The organism is Plantactinospora sp. DSM 117369 (assembly GCF_053764795.1).
In genome coordinates this window covers 109,075-128,307 of the sequence record NZ_CM132446.1, presented here as the reverse complement: position 1 = coordinate 128,307, position 19,233 = coordinate 109,075, and the positions used below count along the sequence as shown (strand labels likewise).

The window sequence follows — 19,233 nt, the reverse complement described above, 5'->3', positions numbered from 1 at the left end:
GCTATCAGGTGCGGTATCCCGGGCCGGACGGCGTACTGCGGCCGGGGCCGGACACGTTCGACCGGAAGCGGGACGCGGATCTCTGGCTTTCGGCAAAGGAAGCGGAGATCGCCCGGGGCGACTGGTTGGACCCGGAAGCGGGCAAGGTCGCCCTGCTCCCGTACGGCGAGGCGTGGATTCGGGAGCGGCCGAAGCTGCGGCCCAAGACGGTGGTGCTCTACGAGGGGCTGCTACGGCTGCACATCGCTCCGGCGCTCGGCAAACTCACGCTGACCGAGGTCACCACGCCTCGGCTCCGAAAATGGCGGCGGGAGCTGCTGGATGCCGGGGTCGGCCCGGTGACGGTGGCGAAGGCGTACCGGCTGCTGCGGTCGATCCTGAACACGGCGGTATCCGACCGGCTGATCACGAAGAACCCGTGCCAGATCCCGGGCGCCGGCCAGGAGAAGAGTCCGGAGCGGCCCACGGCGACCATCGAGCAGGTGTTCACCATCGCGGGCGCGGTGCCGGACCGGTACCGGATCCTCGTCCTGCTGGCCTGCTTCAACTCGCTGCGCTGGGGTGAGCTGGCGGCGCTCGCCCGGAAGCACGTCGACACGGACAGCGGCACTGTGCTGGTAGAGCGGTCGGTCGTCGAGCTGCCCACGGCGGAACTCGTCTTCGGCCCGCCGAAGTCGGACGCGAGCGTCCGCGTCGTCACCATCCCGAGCATCTGTCTGCCCGACGTTGTACGGCACCTGAAGGACTTCACCGGGAAGGGTCCGGAAGCGCTGCTGTTCGTCGGGCCGAAGAATGGGCCGCTGCGCCGGTCGAACTTCCAGGACCATTGGCGTAAGGCAACGGCGGAAGCCGGCATCCCGGATCTCCATTTCCACGACCTCCGGCACACCGGGAACACCTGGGCGGCGGAAACCGGCGCGACGCTGCGCGACCTGATGGACCGGATGGGCCACTCCACCACCCGGGCCGCGCTCATCTACCTACACAAGACCGCCGGCCGGGATCGGAAGATCGCCGACGCGCTGAGCAAGCTCGTCGAGGACGCGCGCAAGCCCACCGACGGCACCGCCGACGTGGACCAGGACCAGGCGCCCGCCGACCCGGCCGGCGACACGACGGAGGGCACGGAAGGGCACGCGAAACCGGAGGGGCACGCAGGGGGCACGACGCCCGGATAGAGATCAGATACGACGAGGGCCCAGCGTCAGGAAATGTTCTCTGACCTGGGCCTTCGTTGTCCGAGCGGGTGACGGGAATCGAACCCGCACTGTCAGCTTGGGAAGCTGATGTTCTGCCATTGAACTACACCCGCGAGCGGACCCCACTGTACCTGGTCGGGTCCGATCATGCACTCACCCTCCCCCGGGTACGGCGGCGAGCGCGCTGCCACTCGCTCGGATCGGTCGCGAACCACGCCGTGCCGCCTCGTTTGCAACTACGGCCACGGCGAGTAACGTCCGCCCCACCTGCAACTATGGCTCTGCGTCATTACAGAGCCACTCTCCGGATGCAAAGGGTGTTGGCAATGGCGTTTCGTGGACTGCGACCGTCGTCGCGTTCCGGCATGACCGGCATGGCGAGCATCTTTCTCGTCCTGCTGCTCGGACCCGGTCCGGTGGTGGCGGCACCCCCGGGCTCGGCCGGAGGGTCCGGCGGACCGGGCTGCGCCGAGACGACCGAGGCTCATCCAGATGGGAAAATGCGGCCCGGAGCGGCGCACACCACCGAGCCGAACGAGCTGACTCCGACCGAGGCCGCCGAACTGGATCGTGCGGTGGACTCGGCGTACGCACAACGGGTCGGGGTGGCACCGCTTGGCGTATCGGCGAGGCTCAGGATCACCGTCAACGTGGTGTTCCACGTGATCAGCGAGCGGCGGACCCGGGCCGACGGGGACATCCCACTGTCACTGATCAACACCCAACTGAAGGTGTTGAACGACTCGTTCGGCGGGCGTACCGGTGGGGCCTGGACGCCGTTCCATTTCAGGCTGAGGAAGGTGAACCGGGTGGTGAACCCGGCCTGGTATCCGATCGTGCCGGAGAGCCCGGCGGAGGCGCAGATGAAGCGTGCGCTGCGGGTCGGCGGCAAGCACACCCTGAACGTCTACACCGGACTACTGGACGACGAACTGCTCGGCTGGGCGTCCTTTCCGAAGCGCGAGTTCGACCCGCACGACGGGGTGGTGGTACTCGCCGAGTCGCTGCCGGGCGGCACGGCGGCGCCGTACAACGCGGGTGACACCGCAACCCACGAGATCGGACACTGGCTGAACCTCTACCACACCTTCCAGGAGGGCTGCGCGGGTCGAGGCGATCACGTCTTCGACACGCCCGCCGAGGCGGAGCCGGGCTTCGGCTGCCCGCAGCGACGGGACACCTGCACGACAAGGCCGGGCCTCGACCCGATCCACAACTTCATGGACTACTCGGTCGACGCCTGCATGTACGAGTTCACCTTTGGGCAGGCGCTCCGGATGCTCAGGGCGTGGAAGGCGTTCCGCGAGCCGTAGGTCAGGACGCCGGGACCGGCGCCTCTTCGACGGCCCGGCGCCGGCCGCGTCGCTTTGGCGCGGCGGCGGCACTGCCCTCGGGACCGCCGGCCGCGCCGGCCGGGTCGAGCCAGACCTGCACGGCGGGACGCTCGGACCGGTCTCCGGCGGCAAGCGGCGTGGCGCCGTTGCTGCCGTGCCGGGCAACCATCGCCACGTCGACGGTGAACTCGAAGAGCCGCCAGTCGACCTGCGGTGCGGCCCGCAGGTTGCCGGCGAGCTGGTCCACCCGCGCCTGGTCGGTCACCGGTCGGGCCCGGCCGGCGACGTACGCCTCGTCGTCGCTGTCCTCGGGAGGGAACGAGTGCAGCGCGTAGCGCCCGTCCCGTTCGAGGTCGCGCCGCTTCGGAGAGTCGACGACGAAACAGAAGAGTCCCTCGTCGGTGATGACCGGGGACACCGGGTGCACGCGCGGCCCACCGTCGGCGCGCACGGTCGCCAGGTAGCCGAGACCCGGGCCGTACTGCTGGATGAGGACGCGGATCGCGTCGGCGAGTCGGGGCTCGTCAGAGGCGAATTCGGACCAGGATGCCATGGGTACATTCTATCGAACACATGTTCGATCACCTACCCCGATCCCACCCATCGGCGAGGTCGCGGCCCGTCGACTTCGCACGACTCGCTAAGGTGATCCGGTGCTGCTCTCCGACCACGACCTAGTGATCGAGATCAAGGCGGGCACGCTCGCGCTCGAGCCGTTCGAGCCCGCGCTGGTGCAGCCGTCGAGCATCGACGTACGCCTGGACCGGCTCTTCCGGGTCTTCAACAACCACCTCTACACGCACATCGACCCGGCGGTGCAGCAGGACGACCTGACCTCGCTGGTCGACGTGCCGGACGGCGAGCCGTTCGTGCTGCACCCGGGTGAGTTCGTGCTCGCCTCCACGCTGGAGGTGATCTCCCTCGGCGACCAGCTGGCGGGAAGACTCGAAGGAAAATCGAGTCTGGGCCGGCTCGGCCTGCTCACCCACTCGACCGCGGGCTTCATCGACCCCGGCTTCTCCGGGCACGTCACGCTGGAGCTGTCGAACGTGGCCAACCTGCCGATCCGGCTCTGGCCCGGGATGAAGATCGGTCAGCTCTGCATCTTCCGGCTCTCGTCGCCGTCCGCCCACCCGTACGGGTCGGCCGTCTACGGCTCGCGCTACCAGGGGCAGCGCGGCCCCACCCCGAGCCGCTCCTGGCAGAACTGGCGCACCTGGCCCACCCGCTGACGCCGCGGTCGACAGCAGCAGCACACCGGCACCGAACGGCCCGGACCGGGCCCGACCGGAAGCTGGAACGCGAACAGAACCGAATGGCAAGAACCCCCGCCGCACCTGCGCGACGGGGGTTCTGCCGTTGACTCGGTCCGGCAGGCGTCAGCCGGGTCTGCCGAAGCTGTGGATCTCGCCGTCGTCCATCCGCTTCATCTTGATGGGTTCGCCGGCCCGGGAGGCGTGCACGATCCAGCCGTCGCCGACGTACATGCCGACGTGGCTGAGGTCGGCGTAGTAGAAGACCAGGTCACCGGGGCGTAGCGCGGAGCGGCTGATGCTGGCCGTCTGGCTGCGCTGCGCCCGGGCGTTGTGCGGCAGCGACACGCCGCCCTGGTTCCAGGCCGCCAGGGTCAGGCCAGAGCAGTCGTACGAGCCGGGGCCTTCGGCACCCCACTTGTACGGCTTGCCGATCTGGGCACAGGCGAACTTGACCGCCTTGCCGGCCGCACCTCCAGGGTAGGTGGCCGGGCAGGGTGCGGGCCGCAGCGGGCCGGCCGAGCCGTTCCCGTACGCCTGGATCCGCAGCTTCTGCAACCGCTCGACCTCGGCGTCGATCTCCTTCTTCTTCGCCGCCAGCTCTTTCTCGGTCTTGGTCAACTGGCTGACCAGCCGGTCCAGCGGAGCCTTCTGGGAGGCGTACTTGTCCTTGAGGTCGACGACCGCCTGCACCTCGCGCTGCTGCTGCCGCGCGAACTGGTCGAGCACCGAGAGCTGGCCGACCAGCGCGGTCGGCGACTTCGAGGTGAGCAGGGCGTTGACCGCCGAGGCCTTGTCACCCTTGTACGCCTGCACCGCGAAGTCGCTCACCCGGTTCATCGCGGCGTCGATCTGCGACTGGAGCGGGGCGATCTTCTTCTGCAGGGCGGCGGCCTGCTTCTTCTTCGCGGCCAGGTCCTGCCGGGTGGCGTTGTGCTTCTCGACGACCGGCTCCAGCTTGCGCCAGGCGGTGTCGATCTGCTGCTCGATCTCGGCCACCGACGGTTCGGCGAGCGCCGGCGTCGTGCCGGTGAGCAACACCGCGGCGCTGGCCAGTGCGGTGAGCGCGATGGCGAGAATGGACCTTCGAGGGCGCGGTTTCGCGTTCCCGGCGTCGGTGGATGCCGACCGGAGGGATGGCGACCGCGACGGGGCAGGGGGAGCCACCGGGGTCCGTACTCCTTCTTCCGTAGCCCGCCTACCGGGTTAGCTGACGGGTTCGGGCGGGAAGATTGTCGCCCTACCGCGTGAGACGCGGATTCACCCCATGAAGCTCGGGTCCCCGGTTCGCTGAGTGTGACGATTCGGCGGTGTCGAGACGTCGCCGCCCGGCTAGGCGGCCTGCCGTCGGCTCGACGGTCCCCAACACTAGAGAAGGGTGTTATCCAAACGCAACCCCGTGATCTGAGTCGATTCGTTAGGTATCGGACCGGTCGCTGACGGTGGGAGCCACTGGGACACGCCGAACACGCTGCGTGTCGGTGAAAGTTTTCTGCATAGCGACGAGCTCTGTCGGCAGGTATTGACGGGCACCGGTCCCGGGTGGAGGGTGATCTTCAGGCCCACCCCCGGCTCATGGAGGTTCGATGCTTCCCACCAGACACCCGCTGAGCAGGAGAATCGCGATCGGGGCCGCAGTCGTCGGCGCCGCCGCGCTGCTGCCGGCCAGCCCCGCGCCAGCCACCGTCACATCCCCCGACACCCGGCAACAGGAGTACGCCGCCGCGGCGGCCGAGTTCGGCGTACCCGAGAGCGTGCTGCTCGGCGTCTCCTATCTGGAATCTCGCTGGGACACGAACGCCGGCACGCCGAGCACCAGCGGCGGGTACGGCCCGATGCACCTGACCGACGTCGCCGGGCTGGCCGCCGAGCCGGAACACCCCGAGCACGGCGAGGACCGGCGCGGTGACGACGCCCGACCCGCCCGACCGGTGACCGGACCGGCCGGGCCGTACGCCGACCGGACCGGCGACGCACCGCCCGGCGGGCAGACCCTGGACGCCGCCGCCGCGCTGACCGGGGTCGACGAACACCTACTCCGCGCCGAACCGGCGGCGAACATCCGGGGCGGGGCGGCGCTGCTGGCGTCGTACCAGCAGGCGCTGGCCGCGCCGACAGGCCCGGCCAGCGACCCGGCGGCCTGGTACGGCGCGGTGGCCCGGTACGCCGGCAGCGACCGCGCGGATGCCGCGGCGGCCTTCGCCGACGAGGTGTACCGGACCCTCGCCGAGGGCGCCACCCGGACCACCGACGACGGCCATCGGATCACCCTGCCCGGCCGCCCCGGGATCGCACCGCAGCGCTCCTGGTTGGACCGGCTCGGCCTGCCCGGCACGCCCCGTCCGGACGGGCTGGAGTGCCCGCGCGACATCTCCTGCGAGTGGATTCCGGCCCCCTACCAGGCGTTCGGGGACGGCGACTACGGCAACCACGACCTCTCCGACCGGCCGGGCCGGCAGAAGATCGAGTACATCGTCATCCACGACACCGAGGGCAGCTACGACACCACGCTGCGGCTGGTGCAGGACCCGACCTACGTGAGCTGGCAGTACACGCTCCGCTCGGCGGACGGGCACATCGCGCAGCACGTGAAGGGCAAGGACGTGGCCTGGCACGCCGGCAACTGGTACGTCAACGCCAAGGCGATCGGCCTCGAACACGAGGGCTTCGCCGCCCAGGGCACCTGGTACACCGAGGCGATGTACCGGACCTCGGCCAAACTCGTCCGCTACCTCGCCGACCGGTACGACATCCCGCTGGACCGCGACCACGTCATCGGGCACGACAACGTCCCGGGCATCCTGCCGGCGAACGTGCGCGGCATGCACTGGGATCCGGGCCCGTACTGGGACTGGTCGCACTACTTCGACCTGCTCAAGGCGCCGTTCCGGGGCATCGGCCTGCCCGCCGCCGGCCTGGTCACCATCGATCCGGACTTCGCCACCAACCGGCCGGCCTTCACCGGCTGCGAGACCGCCGGGGTGCCGTGCCCGGCCCGGGGATCGTCGTCGGTGATCCTGCGTACCGCGCCGGCCGCCGACGCGCCGCTGGTGAACGACATCGCGCTGCGCCCGGACGGCACCCCGAACACCATGCACATCTCCGACCACGGTGCCCGGGCCTCGGCCGGCCAGACCTACGCGCTCGCCGGCCGGCAGGGCGACTGGACGGCGATCTGGTATCTCGGGCAGAAGGCGTGGTTCCACAACCCGAGGAGCAACCCGACCGCGAAGTGGGCGCTCGGGCTGGTCGCGACGCCGAAGCCGGGCCGGGCGACGATCCCGGTGTACGGCAGGGCGTACCCGGAGCCGGACGCCTATCCGGCCGGCGTGCCGGTGCAGGCGGTCACGCCGTTGCAGTACACCCTCGCCGCCGGGCAGCGGTACGCCGTCGGCAACGTGCTGCCCAGCGAGTACTACCGGGCCACCACCTTCGACGGCTCGTCACCCGGTGACTGGACGGTGGTCCGGGGCGACCTGAGGTACGTCCAGATCCAGTTCGGTCACCGGATCATGTTCGTCAACGCCGACGACGTACACCTGCTGCCGTCGCCGATCGGCGCGCCGCGCTAGACCTGGCCGGCAGCCGGCGCGGGTTGCGCACCGGTGCCGGTGGGGTCCGTGGCCGTCCCGACGACGGCGGTGAGCACGTCGTCCAGGGTGACCACCCCCATCGGCACCCGCCCGTCGCTGACCAGCACCATGTGCCGGCGCTCCCGGCGCATCGACAGCAGCAGGTCGGCCAGGCTCCGGTCCGGCGGCACCACGGCCAGCCGCCGGAGCAGCTCTGTCGGGACCGGCGCCCGGCGGGCCGCACCGGAGTACCCGAGGACGTCCTTGACGTGCACGAAGCCCAGCACCCGGCGGGTGGCCCGCTGCACCACCGGGAACCGGGACCGGCCGGTGCGGGTCGCCAGCACCTCCAGGGAGGCCGGAGAGACGTCCTCGGCCACGGTGGTGACCGCCGCCCAGGGCCGCAGCGCGTCCGCGGCGGTACGCCGGTTCAGCGCCAGCGCGCCGGTGATCCGGGCGTGCTCCTCTGAGCCGAGCAATCCCTCTGTCCGCGCCTGCGAGACCAGCCCGGCCAGTTCCTCGGCGGTGAAGACCGTCTTCACCGCATCGGTCGCCTCGATCCGCCACAGCCGCAGGATCCGCGCCGACGTCCACTTCATCGCCAGCAGCAGCGGCTTGGTCGCCAGGCAGAACGCCAGCATCGCCGGCCCGAGCCAGAGCGCGGACGGCTCCGGTCCGGCCAGGGTGATGTTCTTCGGCACCATCTCGCCGATCACGGTGTGCAGGAAGACCACCACGCCGAGCGCGATCACGAAGGCGATCGGATGCACCGCGCGGTCCGGCAGCCCGAGGTCGTGGAACGGCTCCTCCAGCAGGTGCGCCAGGGCCGGCTCGGCGATGGCGCCGAGCCCGAGCGAGCAGATGGTGATGCCGAGCTGGGCGCCCGCGATCATCAGCGGGATCTGGTTCATCGCCGACAGCGCCCACCGGGCCCGCTGCGACCCGGCCGCGAGCGGCTCGATCACGGTACGCCGGGAGGCGATCAGCGCGAACTCGCTGCCCACGAAGAAGGCGTTGCCGAGCAGCAGTCCGAGGGTGATCAGCAGGTTCACCCGGCGGCCTCCTCGGGCCGGACCACCCGGACCTGCTCGATCCGGTGCCGGACCACCTCGACCACGGTGAACTCGAAGCCCTGCTCCTCGACGGTCTCACCGGCCACCGGGATGTGGCCGAGCCGGGCCAGCAGAAACCCGGCCAACGTCTCGTACGGGCCCTCGGGCAGCCGGAAGCCGACCTGCTCGACCAGCTCGTCCTCGCGCAGCACCCCGTCGACCAGCACGGTGCGTTCCCCGCCCGGCACCGTCAACTCGACCGGGGTCTCCGGCGCGGCGTCCGGGGCAAACTTCTCGGCGTCCGGGTCGAACTCGTCGGCGACCGGGTCGAACTCGTCGGCGATCTCCCCGACCAGCTCCTCGACCAGGTCCTCGACGGTCACCACCCCGTCGGTGCCGCCGTACTCGTCGACCACGATCGCCAGGTCCGCGCCGGCCGAGCGGAGCGCCGCGAGTACGCCGTCCAGGTCCAGGCTCTCCGGCACGTACACCGGCTCGCGGGCCACCGCGGCCACCGTGGTGCGGGACCGGCGGTGGGGTGGTACGCCCAGCGCGTCGACGACCCCGGCCACCCCGGTGACCAGGTCGACGGTCTCCTCGTAGACGGGGAAGCGGGTCCGGCCGGTCTGCTGGGCCAGCGCCAGCAGCTCGGCGACGGAGGCGGTGGCCCGCAGCGCGACCACGTCGACCCGGGGCGTCATCGCCTCGGCGGCCCGCTTGTCGCCGAACCGGATAGTCCGTTGCAGCAGCATCGCGGTCTCCCGGGGCAGCGCCCCGGCCCGCGCCGAGATCGCGGCCAGCAGGCCGAGTTCCTCGGGGGAGCGGGCGCTGGCCAGCTCCTCCTGCGGTTCGACGCCGAGCCGGCGGACCAGCCAGTTCGCCGAGTTGTTCAGGCCCCGGATCAGCCAGCCGAAGATCCGGGAGAAGGTCCGCATCGGCCCGGCGGTGGCCAGCGCGGTCGGCATCGGCCGGGCCAGCGCGGCGTTCTTCGGCACCAGCTCGCCGAAGAGCATCGACAGCAGCGTCGCCAGGGCCAGCGCGAGCAGCGGGGTGACCCGCCCGGTGGCGTCCCCGGCGACCGGGCGCAGCAGCGGGGCGAAGAGCTTCGCCAGCGCCGGCTCGGCGAGATAGCCGGTGAGCAGGGCGGTGATGGTGATGCCGAGCTGCGCGCCGGAGAGCTGGAAGGAGAGTTCCCGCAGCGCCTTGCGGACCGTGCCGGCCCGCCGGTCACCGCCGGCCACCCGCCGGTCGAGTTCCGCCCGGTCGACGGTGACCAGGGCAAACTCCGCCGCGACGAAGAAGGCGTTGCCGGCGGTCAGCAGGACGAAGCCGACCAGCGGCAACAGGGTGGTGAGGAGTAGGGCGTCGATGATCCGTTCACCTCGACCGTGGTTGCGTCCGGCCCGCGATTATCGAGCACAGTACCGGCCCGACCAGGCGGCGGCTGCCCGGTGGCCACGGTGAGTGGGCCGGCGTGCCCCGGGGCGGCCGGCGAGGCTTCCGCGCGGGTTGCTCAGCGCCGCAGGCAGCGCCAGCCGAACGGGTCCCGGCCCTCCGGGTTCTCCGCGAACGCGCCGTCGCCGTAGGTGTCCCGGCAGGCCCGGTCCATGTCGACGGTGCGGGAGGGCAGCAGCAGCCGCTCGCACTCCCAGCCGCCGTCGTCACGGGTGTCCGCCCAGCTCGCCCCGCCGACGTGCTCGTCGCAGTAGCGGTCCATCATCCGGGCCAGCTCGTCCCGGCCGTCCGGGCCGAGCAACACGGGCTGCGGGGGCGGCGTCGGGGCGGCCGGCGGGGGCGGTGGGCTGGTGGTCGCGGGTGGCGTCGGTGCCGCCGCGCCCTGAAGCGGTGGCCGCGACGAGTTCGACGGCGCGGGTGGGGTCGGCGCGGGAGCGCCGGTCGCCCGGGAGGTCGGGCTGGAGGTCGGCGTCGGGGTCGTTCCGGGCGTACCGGTCGGCAGGACGTCGTCCGGGGTCGGGTAGGCCGCCGGTGTCGAATCCGGTGCCGGCGGGCTGGCCACCGCCGCCGGTACGCCGACCCCCGGCTCGGTGCCGCCACCCCAGCCCATCGTCCGGAGCGTCTCCGCGCCGAACGGGACGGCCAGGAGCAGCAGCCCGACCCCGAGCCCCACCGTGGAGATCACCCGGAGCCGGCGTCCCGACCGGTCGCGCCGGTCGACCGGCCCGGCCTTCCGGTGCCGTCCACTCGACTCCGCCGCCATCCGGTGTGGTGCGCTTTCCGCCACGCGGCGCCCGCCTCCTCGCGGTCCTGGGGCCGTCGCCGGCCCGCCATCGCCTGGTTCGGGACCGCCGACGGCGGTCCGGCATCGACAGGTACGAACGAGTGCCGTGTGTGGTTCACCGCAGTGCGTGACTGTGGTGCCCGGCAGTCGATCGGGCGCCGGTCCACAGGGTTTGGACAGGTGGCACCGGCTAGCGTCGAATTCATGATCGATGATACGGCTCCGCTGGCCGCCGAACCCACCCCGCTGAGCGGGATCGCCGAGTGGGCGACCGACCTGATGGACACGCTCGGTGCCCCCGGAGCGGGCCTGGCGGTGGCGCTGGAGAACCTCTTCCCGCCGCTGCCCAGCGAGATCATCCTGCCGCTCGCCGGCTTCGCCGCCAGCCGGGGCGAGATGAGCCTCTGGTCGGCGATCTTCTGGACCACCCTCGGTTCGGTGGTCGGCGCGCTGGCGCTCTACTGCGTCGGGGCGCTGCTCGGCCGGGAGCGTACCCGGGCGATCGCCGCCCGGCTGCCGCTGGTCAAGCTCGCCGACGTGGACCGCACCGAGGCGTGGTTCGTCCGGCACGGGGTCAAGACGGTCTTCTTCGGCCGGATGATTCCGATCTTCCGCAGCCTGATCTCCATCCCGGCCGGCATCGAACGGATGCGGCTGGGCACCTTCCTGCTCTGCACCGCCCTCGGCAGCCTGATCTGGAACACCGTCTTCGTGCTGGCCGGCTATCTGCTCGGCGAGAACTGGCACCGGGTCGAGGAGTACGCCAGCCTCTTCCAGAAGGTGGTGATCGCGCTGGTGGTGATCGCGGTCGGCTGGTTCGTGCTCTCCCGGCTGGCCCGCCGCGACCGGCCGCGCAGCCGCCACCGGATGTGACCCGCCGGTCCCGGGCCGTCCACCGCGGCGGCCCGGTCCGGCCCCGGTCAGCCGCCCAGATAGCGGAGTACCGCGAGCACCCGCCGGCTGTACCCGGTGACGTGCGCCAGGTCGAGCTTGTCGAAGATGGCGTTCACGTGCTTCTCGACCGCGCTCTGCGAGACGTGTAGCTGCGCGGCGATGGTGGCGTTGGTGTGCCCCTGCGCCATGTGGTCGAGCACGGCCCGCTCCCGTACGGTCAACCGGCTCAGCGGGTCGGTGTGACTGGTCCGGGCCAGCAGTTGGCGTACCACCTCCGGGTCGAAGGCGGCGCCACCGTCGCCCACCCGGGCCAGCGCGTCGAGGAACTCGCCGACCTGGGCCACCCGGTCCTTCAGCAGGTATCCGACCCCGCCGCTCTGGCTGGTCAGCAGCTCGACGGCGTAACGCTTCTCGACGTACTGGGAGAGCACCAGGACCCCGACGGCGGGCCAGCGGCGGCGGATCTCCAGCGCGGCGCGCAGCCCCTCGTCGGTGTGGGTCGGCGGCATCCGCACGTCCACCACCACCCCGTCCGGCGGGTCCGCCGCGATGGCCGCGACCAGCGCGTCCGCGTCGCCGACGGCGGCGGTTACCTGGTGTCCCTCCTCGGCCAGCAGCCGGACCAGCCCCTCGCGGAGCAGGATCGAGTCCTCGGCCAACATCACTCGCATGGCAGCTCCGCGACGATGGTGGTGGGGCCGCCGGCCGGGCTCTCGACCCGGAAGCGGCCATCCAGGGCGGCGACCCGGCGGGCCAGCCCGGACAGCCCGACGCCAGCCGGGTCGGCACCGCCGACGCCGTCGTCGACGACCGTCACGACCAGCCGGCCGTCCCGGGCCGCGACCTCGACATCGACCCGGCTGGCCCGGGCGTGCTTGGCGGCGTTCGTCACCGCCTCCGAGACCACGAAGTACGCGGCCGTCTCGACCGCCCGCGCTGGCCGCCCAATCAGCCGGTGGTCGATCCGGACCGGCAGTCCGGCGTGCTCGGCGACCCGGGCCAGCGCGTCGGCCAGCCCCAGGTTGTCCAGCGCGGTCGGATAGACCCGCCAGGCCACCTCGCGGAGGTCGTCGAGGACCCGGCCGGACTCCTCGTGCGCCTGGCGCAGCAGGTCCGCCGCCTTGGCCGGGTCGGCGGTACGGCGGGCCCGGCCGACCAGCATGCCGAGCGCGACCAGCCGCTGCTGTACGCCGTCGTGCAGGTCCCGCTCGATCCGCCGCCGCTCCGCGTCGACCGCCGCCACCACCCCGGCCCGGCTGGTGGCCAGCTCGGTGATCCGGCGTTCGAGCACCTCCCGGCCGCTCGGGCCGAGGAACCGCCGGGCCACCCGACGGTCGAGCGCAACCACGCCGGTCGCGCCCTGCACCACCAGGAAGAGGCCGACCAGCCCGAGTACGAGCTGCGCCAGGAAGGTCAGCAGGGTGCTCTCGCCGTGTACCGCCTCCCAGATCCAGACCCCGCCGGAGAGCACGCCCCAGCCGAAGAGCAGCAGTACGGAGCCGCCGAGCATGCCGACCGCCCAGCGCACGGCGAGATAGCGCACGGCCCGGCTACCGGTGTAGTCGGCCGCGTTCTCGCTCTCCAGGAACGTCGCCAGCCGCCACCGTTCGACCTCGGCCAACTGGCGGGCGCCGGTCTCGATCCGCTCGACGATCCGCTCCGCCGCCGTCCGACGGGACTCGGCCCGTACCCAGAGCACCAGCAGGATCGACCCGAGCCCGAGCAGGTACGTCAGCTCCACCGCCGCGGTCACCGCACCGATCAGCAGTCCGGCGCCGAGCCGCAGCGAGCGGCGGAGCAGGCCGGGCAGGGCGCGGCCGGCGTCCCGCCGGGCCGCCGGAGCGGCGCCGTCGGTCACGTTCTCCGGCCCTGCTGACACCTCTGGAGGCTACCGGTGTGGTTTTCCACAGGTACGGCGCTGGGGACCGCGCCCGGCCGGTGCGCTCAGCCGGCGGTGCCGGCCGGTTCCGGGTCGGCGGTGGCGGTCGGGGCGGCCGGTTTGACCGAGCGGAGCAGCACGGTGGCGACGTCGACCACCTCGACCTGGTCGCCGGCCTCCTTGCCGTTGACCCCGTCATTCAGCATCGTCGAGCAGAACGGGCAACCGACCGCGACCGTCTTCGCGCCGGTCGACATCGCCTCCTCGACCCGGTCGACGTTGATCCGCTTGCCGATCCGCTCCTCCATCCACATCCGGGCGCCGCCCGCGCCGCAGCAGAAGGAGCGCTCCTGGTTGCGCGGCATCTCGGTGATCCCGTCGGCCGCGGCCGCGCCGAGCACCTCGCGCGGCGGGGTGAAGACCCGGTTGTGCCGGCCCAGGTAGCACGGGTCGTGGTAGGTCAGCCCGCCGTCCACCGGCTGGACCGGGGTGAGCCGGCCCTCGGCGACCAGGTGGGCCAGCAACTGGGTGTGGTGCACGACCTCGAACTGGCCGCCGAGTTCGCCGTACTCGTTGCCGAGGGTGTTGAAGCAGTGCGGACAGGTGGCGACGATCTTGCGCTTCGCCGGCTCGCGGTCGCCGAACGCCTCGTTCAGGGTCTCCACGTTCTGCTGGGCGAGCATCTGGAAGACGAACTCGTTGCCGATCCGCCGGGCCGGGTCGCCGGAGCAGGTCTCGCCCTCGCCGAGGATGGCGAAGTTCACCCCGGCGGAGTGCAGCAGGGTGGCCACCGCCCGGGTGGTCTTCTTGGCCCGGTCCTCAAAGGCCCCGGCGCAGCCGACCCAGAACAGGTATTCGAAGTCCTCGACCTCGCCGACCCGGGGCACCTCGAAGTCGAGCCCCTTGGTCCAGTCTTCCCGGGTGTTCGGCGGGGCTCCCCACGGGTTGCCCTTGTTCTCCAGGTTGCGCAGCATCACGCCGGCCTCGGACGGGAAGCTCGACTCGATCAGCACCTGGTAGCGGCGCATGTCCACGATGTGGTCGACGTGCTCGATGTCGACCGGGCACTGCTCGACACAGGCCCCGCAGGTGGTGCAGGACCAGAGCACGTCCGGGTCGATCACCCCGAGTTCCTCGGCACCGCCGATCAGCGGCCGGTTCGCCTCGGCCAGCGCCAGCACGTCGACGTGCGCCAACTGGGCCTCGGTCGCCTTCTCCTCACCGGTCAGGTCCTTGCCGCCGCCGGCCAGCAGGTACGGCGCCTTGGCGTACGCGTGGTCGCGCAGCGACAGCACCAGCAGCTTCGGCGAGAGCGGCTTGCCGGTGTTCCAGGCCGGGCACTGCGACTGGCACCGCCCGCACTCCGTGCAGGTGGTGAAGTCCAGCAGGCCCTTCCAGGTGAACTGCTCGACCTGGGCCACCCCGAACTGGTCCTTTTCCGGGTCGGCCTCCTCGAAGTCGAGCGGCCTGCCGTTGCTGGTCATCGGGCGCAGCGCGCCGAGCCCGGAGCCGGCCCGGCCGGGGTCGCGCTTGAAGAAGATGTTGGGGAAGGCGGCGAACCGGTGCCAGGCGACACCCATGGTCACGTTCAGCGAGATGACGATGACCCAGGTCATCGAGATCGCGATCTTCACCAGGGCGGTGACGCTGGTGCCCGCGTCCCAGGCCGGCAGCAGCGCGCCGATCGCGTGGCTGACCGGGGTGGCCCAGGCCGGGAACTCGAAGTGGTCGGTGGCGACCTTGAAGCCCCGGATCAGGAACCCGCAGACCAGTACGGCCAGCACCACGGCCTCGACGAAGTAGCCCTGCCACATGGTCGAGCCGGTGAACCGGGACCGGCGGGTCGGGTTGCCCGGCCGGTTGCGCAGCCGGATGCCGATCAGCACCAGGATCCCGACCACCCCGAGGATCCCGATCAGCTCGGTGACCAGGCCGTAGCCGACCCAGTGCCCGACCAGCGGCAGTCCGCCGGTCGGGCTGACCACCTCGAAGTACGCCTCCAGCACCAGCAGCGACAGGACGACGAAGGCGACCATCACGAACCAGTGCGCGGCGCCCACCACGCTCCAGCGCAGCATCCGGGTGTGGCCGAGCGTCTCGACCAGCATGTTCCGGGCCCGGACGCCCCGGTCGGTGAACCGCCCCGGGTCGGGCTGGCCGAGCCGGATCACCGCGGTCATCCGCAGCACCGCGCGGGTCGCCAGCCACACCGCGACCGCGGTGATGCCGGCGGCGAGGATCGTGGTGACGATCTGGACGCTGCCCATGCCTGTTGGCCCTCCCCGTCCTGCTGCCTGCCCTCGTCCGCCGCCCGGCCGGCGGTCTGTCGACCGGCGGCGGCGATGTACGCAGCCTACGCGGCGAGGTTACTCGTTGGTAACGTGACCATCCTCGCAACGACGGACGTCACAGCCGAGCTGGGCGGTGCGAGGTGCGCGCCGGCCCGGGTGGGGCCGCCGGGCGGACCGGCCGGCACCGTCGCCCCGGCTCGACCGAGCGGTCGACCAGCGGTCGACCACGGGTCGGAACCGCCGGAGCGGGAAACCCGGGCCGCGGTCAGCGCCAGCGGGAGAGCAGGCCGAGCGAGCCGACCATCGCACCGAAGCCGATGGCGAGGTTCCAGTACCGCCAGGTGGCGACGGGGTATTCCATGTCGGACAGGTAGAAGACCACCAGCCAGCCGATGCCGAAGACGATCAACCCGACCGCCGTGGCTGGCAGCCAGACCGGGCTAGGCTTGCGGGTCGCCGCCGTGGACGTGGGACGGACGTCCGTCGGCGGGGTGTACACCTTCTTCTTACGTACCTGAGACTTGGGCACGGCGCTCTCCTGAGGGGGTGGTGATCCTCGTCCGGCCTGACAACCGGACGCAAGGGCGACGGTCCATGGCCAATAATGTTCGACAGCTAGCGTAGTCGCGAGAACCCGTTCAGGCCACGGACCCGGGCATCTGGGTACGGACGGTTGAACGCCCGGATCGCCTCGGTAATTCCCGCGATTAGGACATAATTAGCATATTGGCATGATCGTGAGGGGGAAGGCTCGATGGAGTACACCTCCGGCGTCGCGTCCTGGCGGAAGGTGCTCCGCCGCGCCGCCGTGGGGCTGCTGCCCCGGCGGTCGGCCGAGCGCCGCCCCGGGTGGTCGGTAGGCGTACCCCTGATCGCGCTCGCCGCCGGGCTGCTCTTCACCACCACGGCCACCACCGCCGGCGGCACCTCGCTGCGCGAGGACCGTCGCCCGGAGCTCGCCCAGCTCATCGAGGACCGCCGCGAGCAGGTGGCCTCGGGCCAGGAGCGGGCCGCCGCGCTCCGCGACGACGTGGAGAGCCAGACCGAGGCGCTCGGCGGCTCCGACGGCCGGGTGGCGGCCCAGCGGGACCGGGCCACGGGCAGCCGGGAAGCGGCCGGGTTCACCCCGCTGACCGGCCCGGGGATCTCCGTCGAACTCGATGACGCGCCGCAGCAGAGCGACGGCAAGTTGCCGACCGACGCCCGCAACGACGATCTCGTGGTGCACCAGGGCGACGTGCAGGCCGTGGTCAACGCGCTCTGGGCCGGAGGTGCCGAGGCCATGACCATCATGGGTGTCCGTGTCCTCTCCACCAGCGCGGTACGCTGCGTGGGGAACACTCTGCTCCTGCACGGCCGGGTGTATTCACCACCGTTCCGAATCACCGCCATCGGCAATCCCGCCGCACTACAGCGAGCACTCGCCGCGTCCGAGGGGGTCCGGTTGTTCAAGGACGCGGTCACCCATTACCACCTCGGATACCACGAGGCAGTGGAGCCTAGTGTGACGGTTCCCGCGTACGACGGTCCCGGCGGACTCCGGTCGGCCAAGGTTCCTGGGTGAGCCCGGTGACCGGCGACCCGAACTCCGCCCGCAACGGTCGGCACCGCGCGCCCGACGGCGACGACCCGACCATGTACATTCCCCGGCTGCCGGAGGCCGACGAGCCACCGGAGACCGACCGGGCAGCGCGTCCGCCCCGCCCGGAGCCGGCGGAGCCGGGCGCCCGCCGCCTGCGGATCACCGTTGACCACGTCGTGGCACCGCCGCCGGGCCGGGCACCGCGTGCGCCCGAGCCGCCACCGCCGGCCGCGCACGACACCATGGACCTGCCCGCGCACGGCACCATCGGACCGCCCGTCGGCGACTCCGGCCGCTATCCGAGCGCCGATCCGGTCGGGCGCGCCCCGTCCGGTCCGCCGGAGCCGCGTCCGGGAGAGCACGGTCACCCGGGCGAGCGCCGGGGTCCGGTCGAGAGCTACCGCCCGCAGCCGTACTCGCCGGTCGAGCCCGAGTTCCGGATCGCCCACCCTCCGGCCGACCGCCGGGAGTCAGCGCCGCCCGCCAGCCGGCGGGACGGGACAGCCGATTCCGAGCGCTGGCCGCCGGGACCAGGCACCGTCCCCGACCGCCGGGAGCCGGCACCGGCGGTCCGACCGGGCGCCTGGGAGCCGTCCCCGGCCGCCGACCCCGGCCATTGGGAACCGTCCCCGGATGCCGACCTCGGCCGCCGGGCCCCCGCGCCGGCCGCCCCCGACCCCTGGGCGCCGCCGGCGCCTTCCGCTGGCGCCGCCCGGCCGACCCCCGGCGGTACGCCCGACCGGCTCGGCGGCGCACCCGCGCAACTCGACGGGACCGGCCAGGCCCACGTGACCGGTCACGTCCCCGGAACCGCCGGGACCGGCCACGTCGCAGGGACCGGCCACGTCGCAGGGACCGGCCACGTCGCAGGGACCGGTGCGGCCGGGCAGGTCCACAGGACCGGTCGCGCCGACAGCCCGACGACGCTCATCCCGGCCGTCACGCCGTCGCGGGACCCGGAGACCACCGCGCCGATCCCGCCCATGCCGCACCGCGGCTCCGGAGCCGACGGCGCCACCACCGCCTTGCCGCAGGTCCGGCCCGCAGCCGCGCCCCGCCAGGAGGACATCGAGTCCACCGCGCTGATCGGCGCGATCCCGCCCCGACCGGCGGCCGACGACGGCGGGGACAGCAGGGACGGCGGGGCGGACGCCGACCAGCGTCCCCGGCGCGGTGAGCGGATCGTCCGGCTCCGGCCGGAGCAGACCGGCGAGGGCTACAAGAGCGTCTACTCCGAGCTGACCCGGCCGTCGATCGGCTCCCGGATCCGGACCGGCATCCGGGCCACCGGCGAGGTGCTGATCACCTTCGGCCTGGTCGTCCTGCTCTTCGCGGCGTACGAGGTCTGGGGCAAGTCGACCATCGTCAACGCGCACCAGGACGATCTGGGCCAGCAGTTGGCCCAGCAGTGGGACGAGCCCGACCCGACGGTCGGCCCGACTCCCACCAGTACCCCGAAGCCGATCAAGCCGGTGCCGGGCAAGCCGATCGCCGGCCTCTACATCCCGAAGCTGGACAAGCACTGGGTGGTCGTCGAGGGCGTCACCCAGAAGGACATCCGGTACGCCCCCGGCCACTATCCGACCAGCGCCCTGCCCGGCCAGGTCGGCAACTTCTCGGTCGCCGGGCACCGGAACCGGGCCACCTTCTGGCGGCTGGACGAACTCGACGACGGCGACGCGATCGTGGTGGAGTCCAAGGACGCCTGGTTCGTCTACCACGTGTCACAGACCCGGATCGTCCGGCCGTCCCAGGTCGAGGTGGTCGCCCCGGTCCCCGGCAAACCGGGTGCGAAGGCGACGAAGGCGATGCTGACCCTGACCACCTGCAACCCGAAGTTCGACAACTACCAGCGGTTGATCGTGCACGCCGAGCTGATCCGTACCGAGCTGAAGGCGGTCGGCTCGCCCCGGCCACCGGAGTTGGACGGCTGACCAG

At 72.0% G+C, this 19,233-nt stretch carries 16 protein-coding genes, 1 tRNA gene and 1 riboswitch; of the genes, 7 read left to right on the top strand and 10 right to left on the bottom strand.

All coding sequences use genetic code 11. The features are described from left to right. Window positions 1-8 precede the first annotated feature (8 nt). Window positions 9-1,178 (top strand): tyrosine-type recombinase/integrase, encoded by a 1,170-nt coding sequence (locus ACSMXO_RS00575; protein ID WP_455416325.1) that lies wholly within the window; start codon window positions 9-11, stop codon window positions 1,176-1,178. Window positions 1,179-1,241: 63 nt separating this feature from the next. Here ACSMXO_RS00575 and ACSMXO_RS00570 read toward each other — a convergent pair. Further along, window positions 1,242-1,312 (bottom strand) — tRNA-Gly (locus ACSMXO_RS00570). A 213-nt stretch (window positions 1,313-1,525) separates the two neighbouring features. Between ACSMXO_RS00570 and ACSMXO_RS00565 the strand changes: the two genes are divergently transcribed. Beyond that, window positions 1,526-2,512 (top strand): zinc metalloprotease, encoded by a 987-nt coding sequence (locus ACSMXO_RS00565; protein WP_455416324.1) that lies wholly within the window; start codon window positions 1,526-1,528, stop codon window positions 2,510-2,512. A 1-nt stretch (window position 2,513) separates the two neighbouring features. Here ACSMXO_RS00565 and ACSMXO_RS00560 read toward each other — a convergent pair whose 3' ends face one another. Then, window positions 2,514-3,086, bottom strand: coding sequence for a pyridoxamine 5'-phosphate oxidase family protein (locus ACSMXO_RS00560; protein ID WP_346261026.1), 573 nt, complete (start codon window positions 3,084-3,086; stop codon window positions 2,514-2,516). Between the two features lie 100 nt (window positions 3,087-3,186). On the opposite strand from ACSMXO_RS00560, the gene dcd reads away from it, so the two are divergent. Beyond that, complete coding sequence (dcd, locus tag ACSMXO_RS00555; RefSeq protein ID WP_346261027.1) at window positions 3,187-3,765, top strand: dCTP deaminase; 579 nt, start codon at window positions 3,187-3,189, stop codon at window positions 3,763-3,765. Between the two features lie 147 nt (window positions 3,766-3,912). Here dcd and ACSMXO_RS00550 read toward each other — a convergent pair whose 3' ends face one another. Continuing rightward, window positions 3,913-4,953 carry a C40 family peptidase gene (locus ACSMXO_RS00550; RefSeq protein ID WP_346261028.1) on the bottom strand — a complete coding sequence of 347 codons (1,041 nt, stop codon included), beginning with the start codon at window positions 4,951-4,953 and terminating at the stop codon, window positions 3,913-3,915. A 12-nt stretch (window positions 4,954-4,965) separates the two neighbouring features. Next, window positions 4,966-5,106, bottom strand: a riboswitch (cyclic di-AMP (ydaO/yuaA leader). 266 nt (window positions 5,107-5,372) lie between these two features. Between ACSMXO_RS00550 and ACSMXO_RS00545 the strand changes: the two genes are divergently transcribed. After that, window positions 5,373-7,358, top strand: a complete 1,986-nt coding sequence (locus tag ACSMXO_RS00545; RefSeq protein WP_455416323.1) for an N-acetylmuramoyl-L-alanine amidase — start codon at window positions 5,373-5,375, stop codon at window positions 7,356-7,358. On the opposite strand, the gene ACSMXO_RS00540 is transcribed toward ACSMXO_RS00545, so the two are convergent. The 3 genes from ACSMXO_RS00540 to ACSMXO_RS00530 form a co-directional block, all read right to left on the bottom strand. Further along, window positions 7,355-8,410 carry a hemolysin family protein gene (locus ACSMXO_RS00540; RefSeq protein ID WP_455416322.1) on the bottom strand — a complete coding sequence of 352 codons (1,056 nt, stop codon included), beginning with the start codon at window positions 8,408-8,410 and terminating at the stop codon, window positions 7,355-7,357. The two genes, ACSMXO_RS00545 and ACSMXO_RS00540, sit on opposite strands and share 4 nt — an antisense overlap. Beyond that, a complete protein-coding gene (locus tag ACSMXO_RS00535) occupies window positions 8,407-9,753 on the bottom strand; it encodes a hemolysin family protein (RefSeq protein WP_455416321.1) in 1,347 nt (448 codons plus the stop codon). The genes ACSMXO_RS00540 and ACSMXO_RS00535 overlap by 4 nt, the downstream gene beginning before the upstream one ends. A 170-nt stretch (window positions 9,754-9,923) precedes the next feature. Beyond that, complete coding sequence (locus ACSMXO_RS00530) at window positions 9,924-10,652, bottom strand: hypothetical protein (protein WP_455416320.1); 729 nt, start codon at window positions 10,650-10,652, stop codon at window positions 9,924-9,926. Between the two features lie 201 nt (window positions 10,653-10,853). Between ACSMXO_RS00530 and ACSMXO_RS00525 the strand changes: the two genes are divergently transcribed. Beyond that, window positions 10,854-11,522, top strand: coding sequence for a DedA family protein (locus tag ACSMXO_RS00525; protein WP_455416319.1), 669 nt, complete (start codon window positions 10,854-10,856; stop codon window positions 11,520-11,522). Between the two features lie 47 nt (window positions 11,523-11,569). Here ACSMXO_RS00525 and ACSMXO_RS00520 read toward each other — a convergent pair whose 3' ends face one another. The 4 genes from ACSMXO_RS00520 to ACSMXO_RS00505 form a co-directional block, all read right to left on the bottom strand. Beyond that, window positions 11,570-12,214 (bottom strand): response regulator, encoded by a 645-nt coding sequence (locus tag ACSMXO_RS00520; protein WP_455416318.1) that lies wholly within the window; start codon window positions 12,212-12,214, stop codon window positions 11,570-11,572. Continuing rightward, window positions 12,205-13,422, bottom strand: a complete 1,218-nt coding sequence (locus tag ACSMXO_RS00515) for a sensor histidine kinase (RefSeq protein WP_455416317.1) — start codon at window positions 13,420-13,422, stop codon at window positions 12,205-12,207. Before ACSMXO_RS00515 ends, ACSMXO_RS00520 begins: the two co-directional genes overlap by 10 nt. Window positions 13,423-13,487: 65 nt before the next feature. After that, entirely contained in the window at window positions 13,488-15,689 is a 2,202-nt protein-coding gene (locus ACSMXO_RS00510) for a (Fe-S)-binding protein (RefSeq protein WP_455416316.1), read from the bottom strand. A gap of 289 nt (window positions 15,690-15,978) precedes the next feature. Continuing rightward, entirely contained in the window at window positions 15,979-16,242 is a 264-nt protein-coding gene (locus ACSMXO_RS00505) for a cell division protein CrgA (RefSeq protein WP_101368904.1), read from the bottom strand. A gap of 225 nt (window positions 16,243-16,467) precedes the next feature. On the opposite strand from ACSMXO_RS00505, the gene ACSMXO_RS00500 reads away from it, so the two are divergent. Both ACSMXO_RS00500 and ACSMXO_RS00495 read left to right on the top strand, forming a co-directional pair. Beyond that, window positions 16,468-17,277 (top strand): DUF881 domain-containing protein, encoded by an 810-nt coding sequence (locus ACSMXO_RS00500; protein ID WP_455416315.1) that lies wholly within the window; start codon window positions 16,468-16,470, stop codon window positions 17,275-17,277. Next, window positions 17,274-19,229, top strand: a complete 1,956-nt coding sequence (locus tag ACSMXO_RS00495; protein WP_455416314.1) for a class E sortase — start codon at window positions 17,274-17,276, stop codon at window positions 19,227-19,229. Before ACSMXO_RS00500 ends, ACSMXO_RS00495 begins: the two co-directional genes overlap by 4 nt. The last annotated feature ends 4 nt before the right edge of the window (window positions 19,230-19,233 follow it).

What these genes read in the sequence shown, in the direction of transcription:
- ACSMXO_RS00565 (WP_455416324.1), top strand. Translation starts at nt 1,526, where the DNA reads ATGGCGTTTCGTGGACTGCGACCGTCGTCGCGTTCCGGCATGACCGGC.
- ACSMXO_RS00500 (WP_455416315.1), top strand. Translation starts at nt 16,468, where the DNA reads ATGGAGTACACCTCCGGCGTCGCGTCCTGGCGGAAGGTGCTCCGCCGC.
- ACSMXO_RS00520 (WP_455416318.1), bottom strand. Translation starts at nt 12,214, where the DNA reads ATGCGAGTGATGTTGGCCGAGGACTCGATCCTGCTCCGCGAGGGGCTG.
- ACSMXO_RS00560 (WP_346261026.1), bottom strand. Translation starts at nt 3,086, where the DNA reads ATGGCATCCTGGTCCGAATTCGCCTCTGACGAGCCCCGACTCGCCGAC.
- ACSMXO_RS00510 (WP_455416316.1), bottom strand. Translation starts at nt 15,689, where the DNA reads ATGGGCAGCGTCCAGATCGTCACCACGATCCTCGCCGCCGGCATCACC.
- ACSMXO_RS00525 (WP_455416319.1), top strand. Translation starts at nt 10,854, where the DNA reads ATGATCGATGATACGGCTCCGCTGGCCGCCGAACCCACCCCGCTGAGC.
- ACSMXO_RS00545 (WP_455416323.1), top strand. Translation starts at nt 5,373, where the DNA reads ATGCTTCCCACCAGACACCCGCTGAGCAGGAGAATCGCGATCGGGGCC.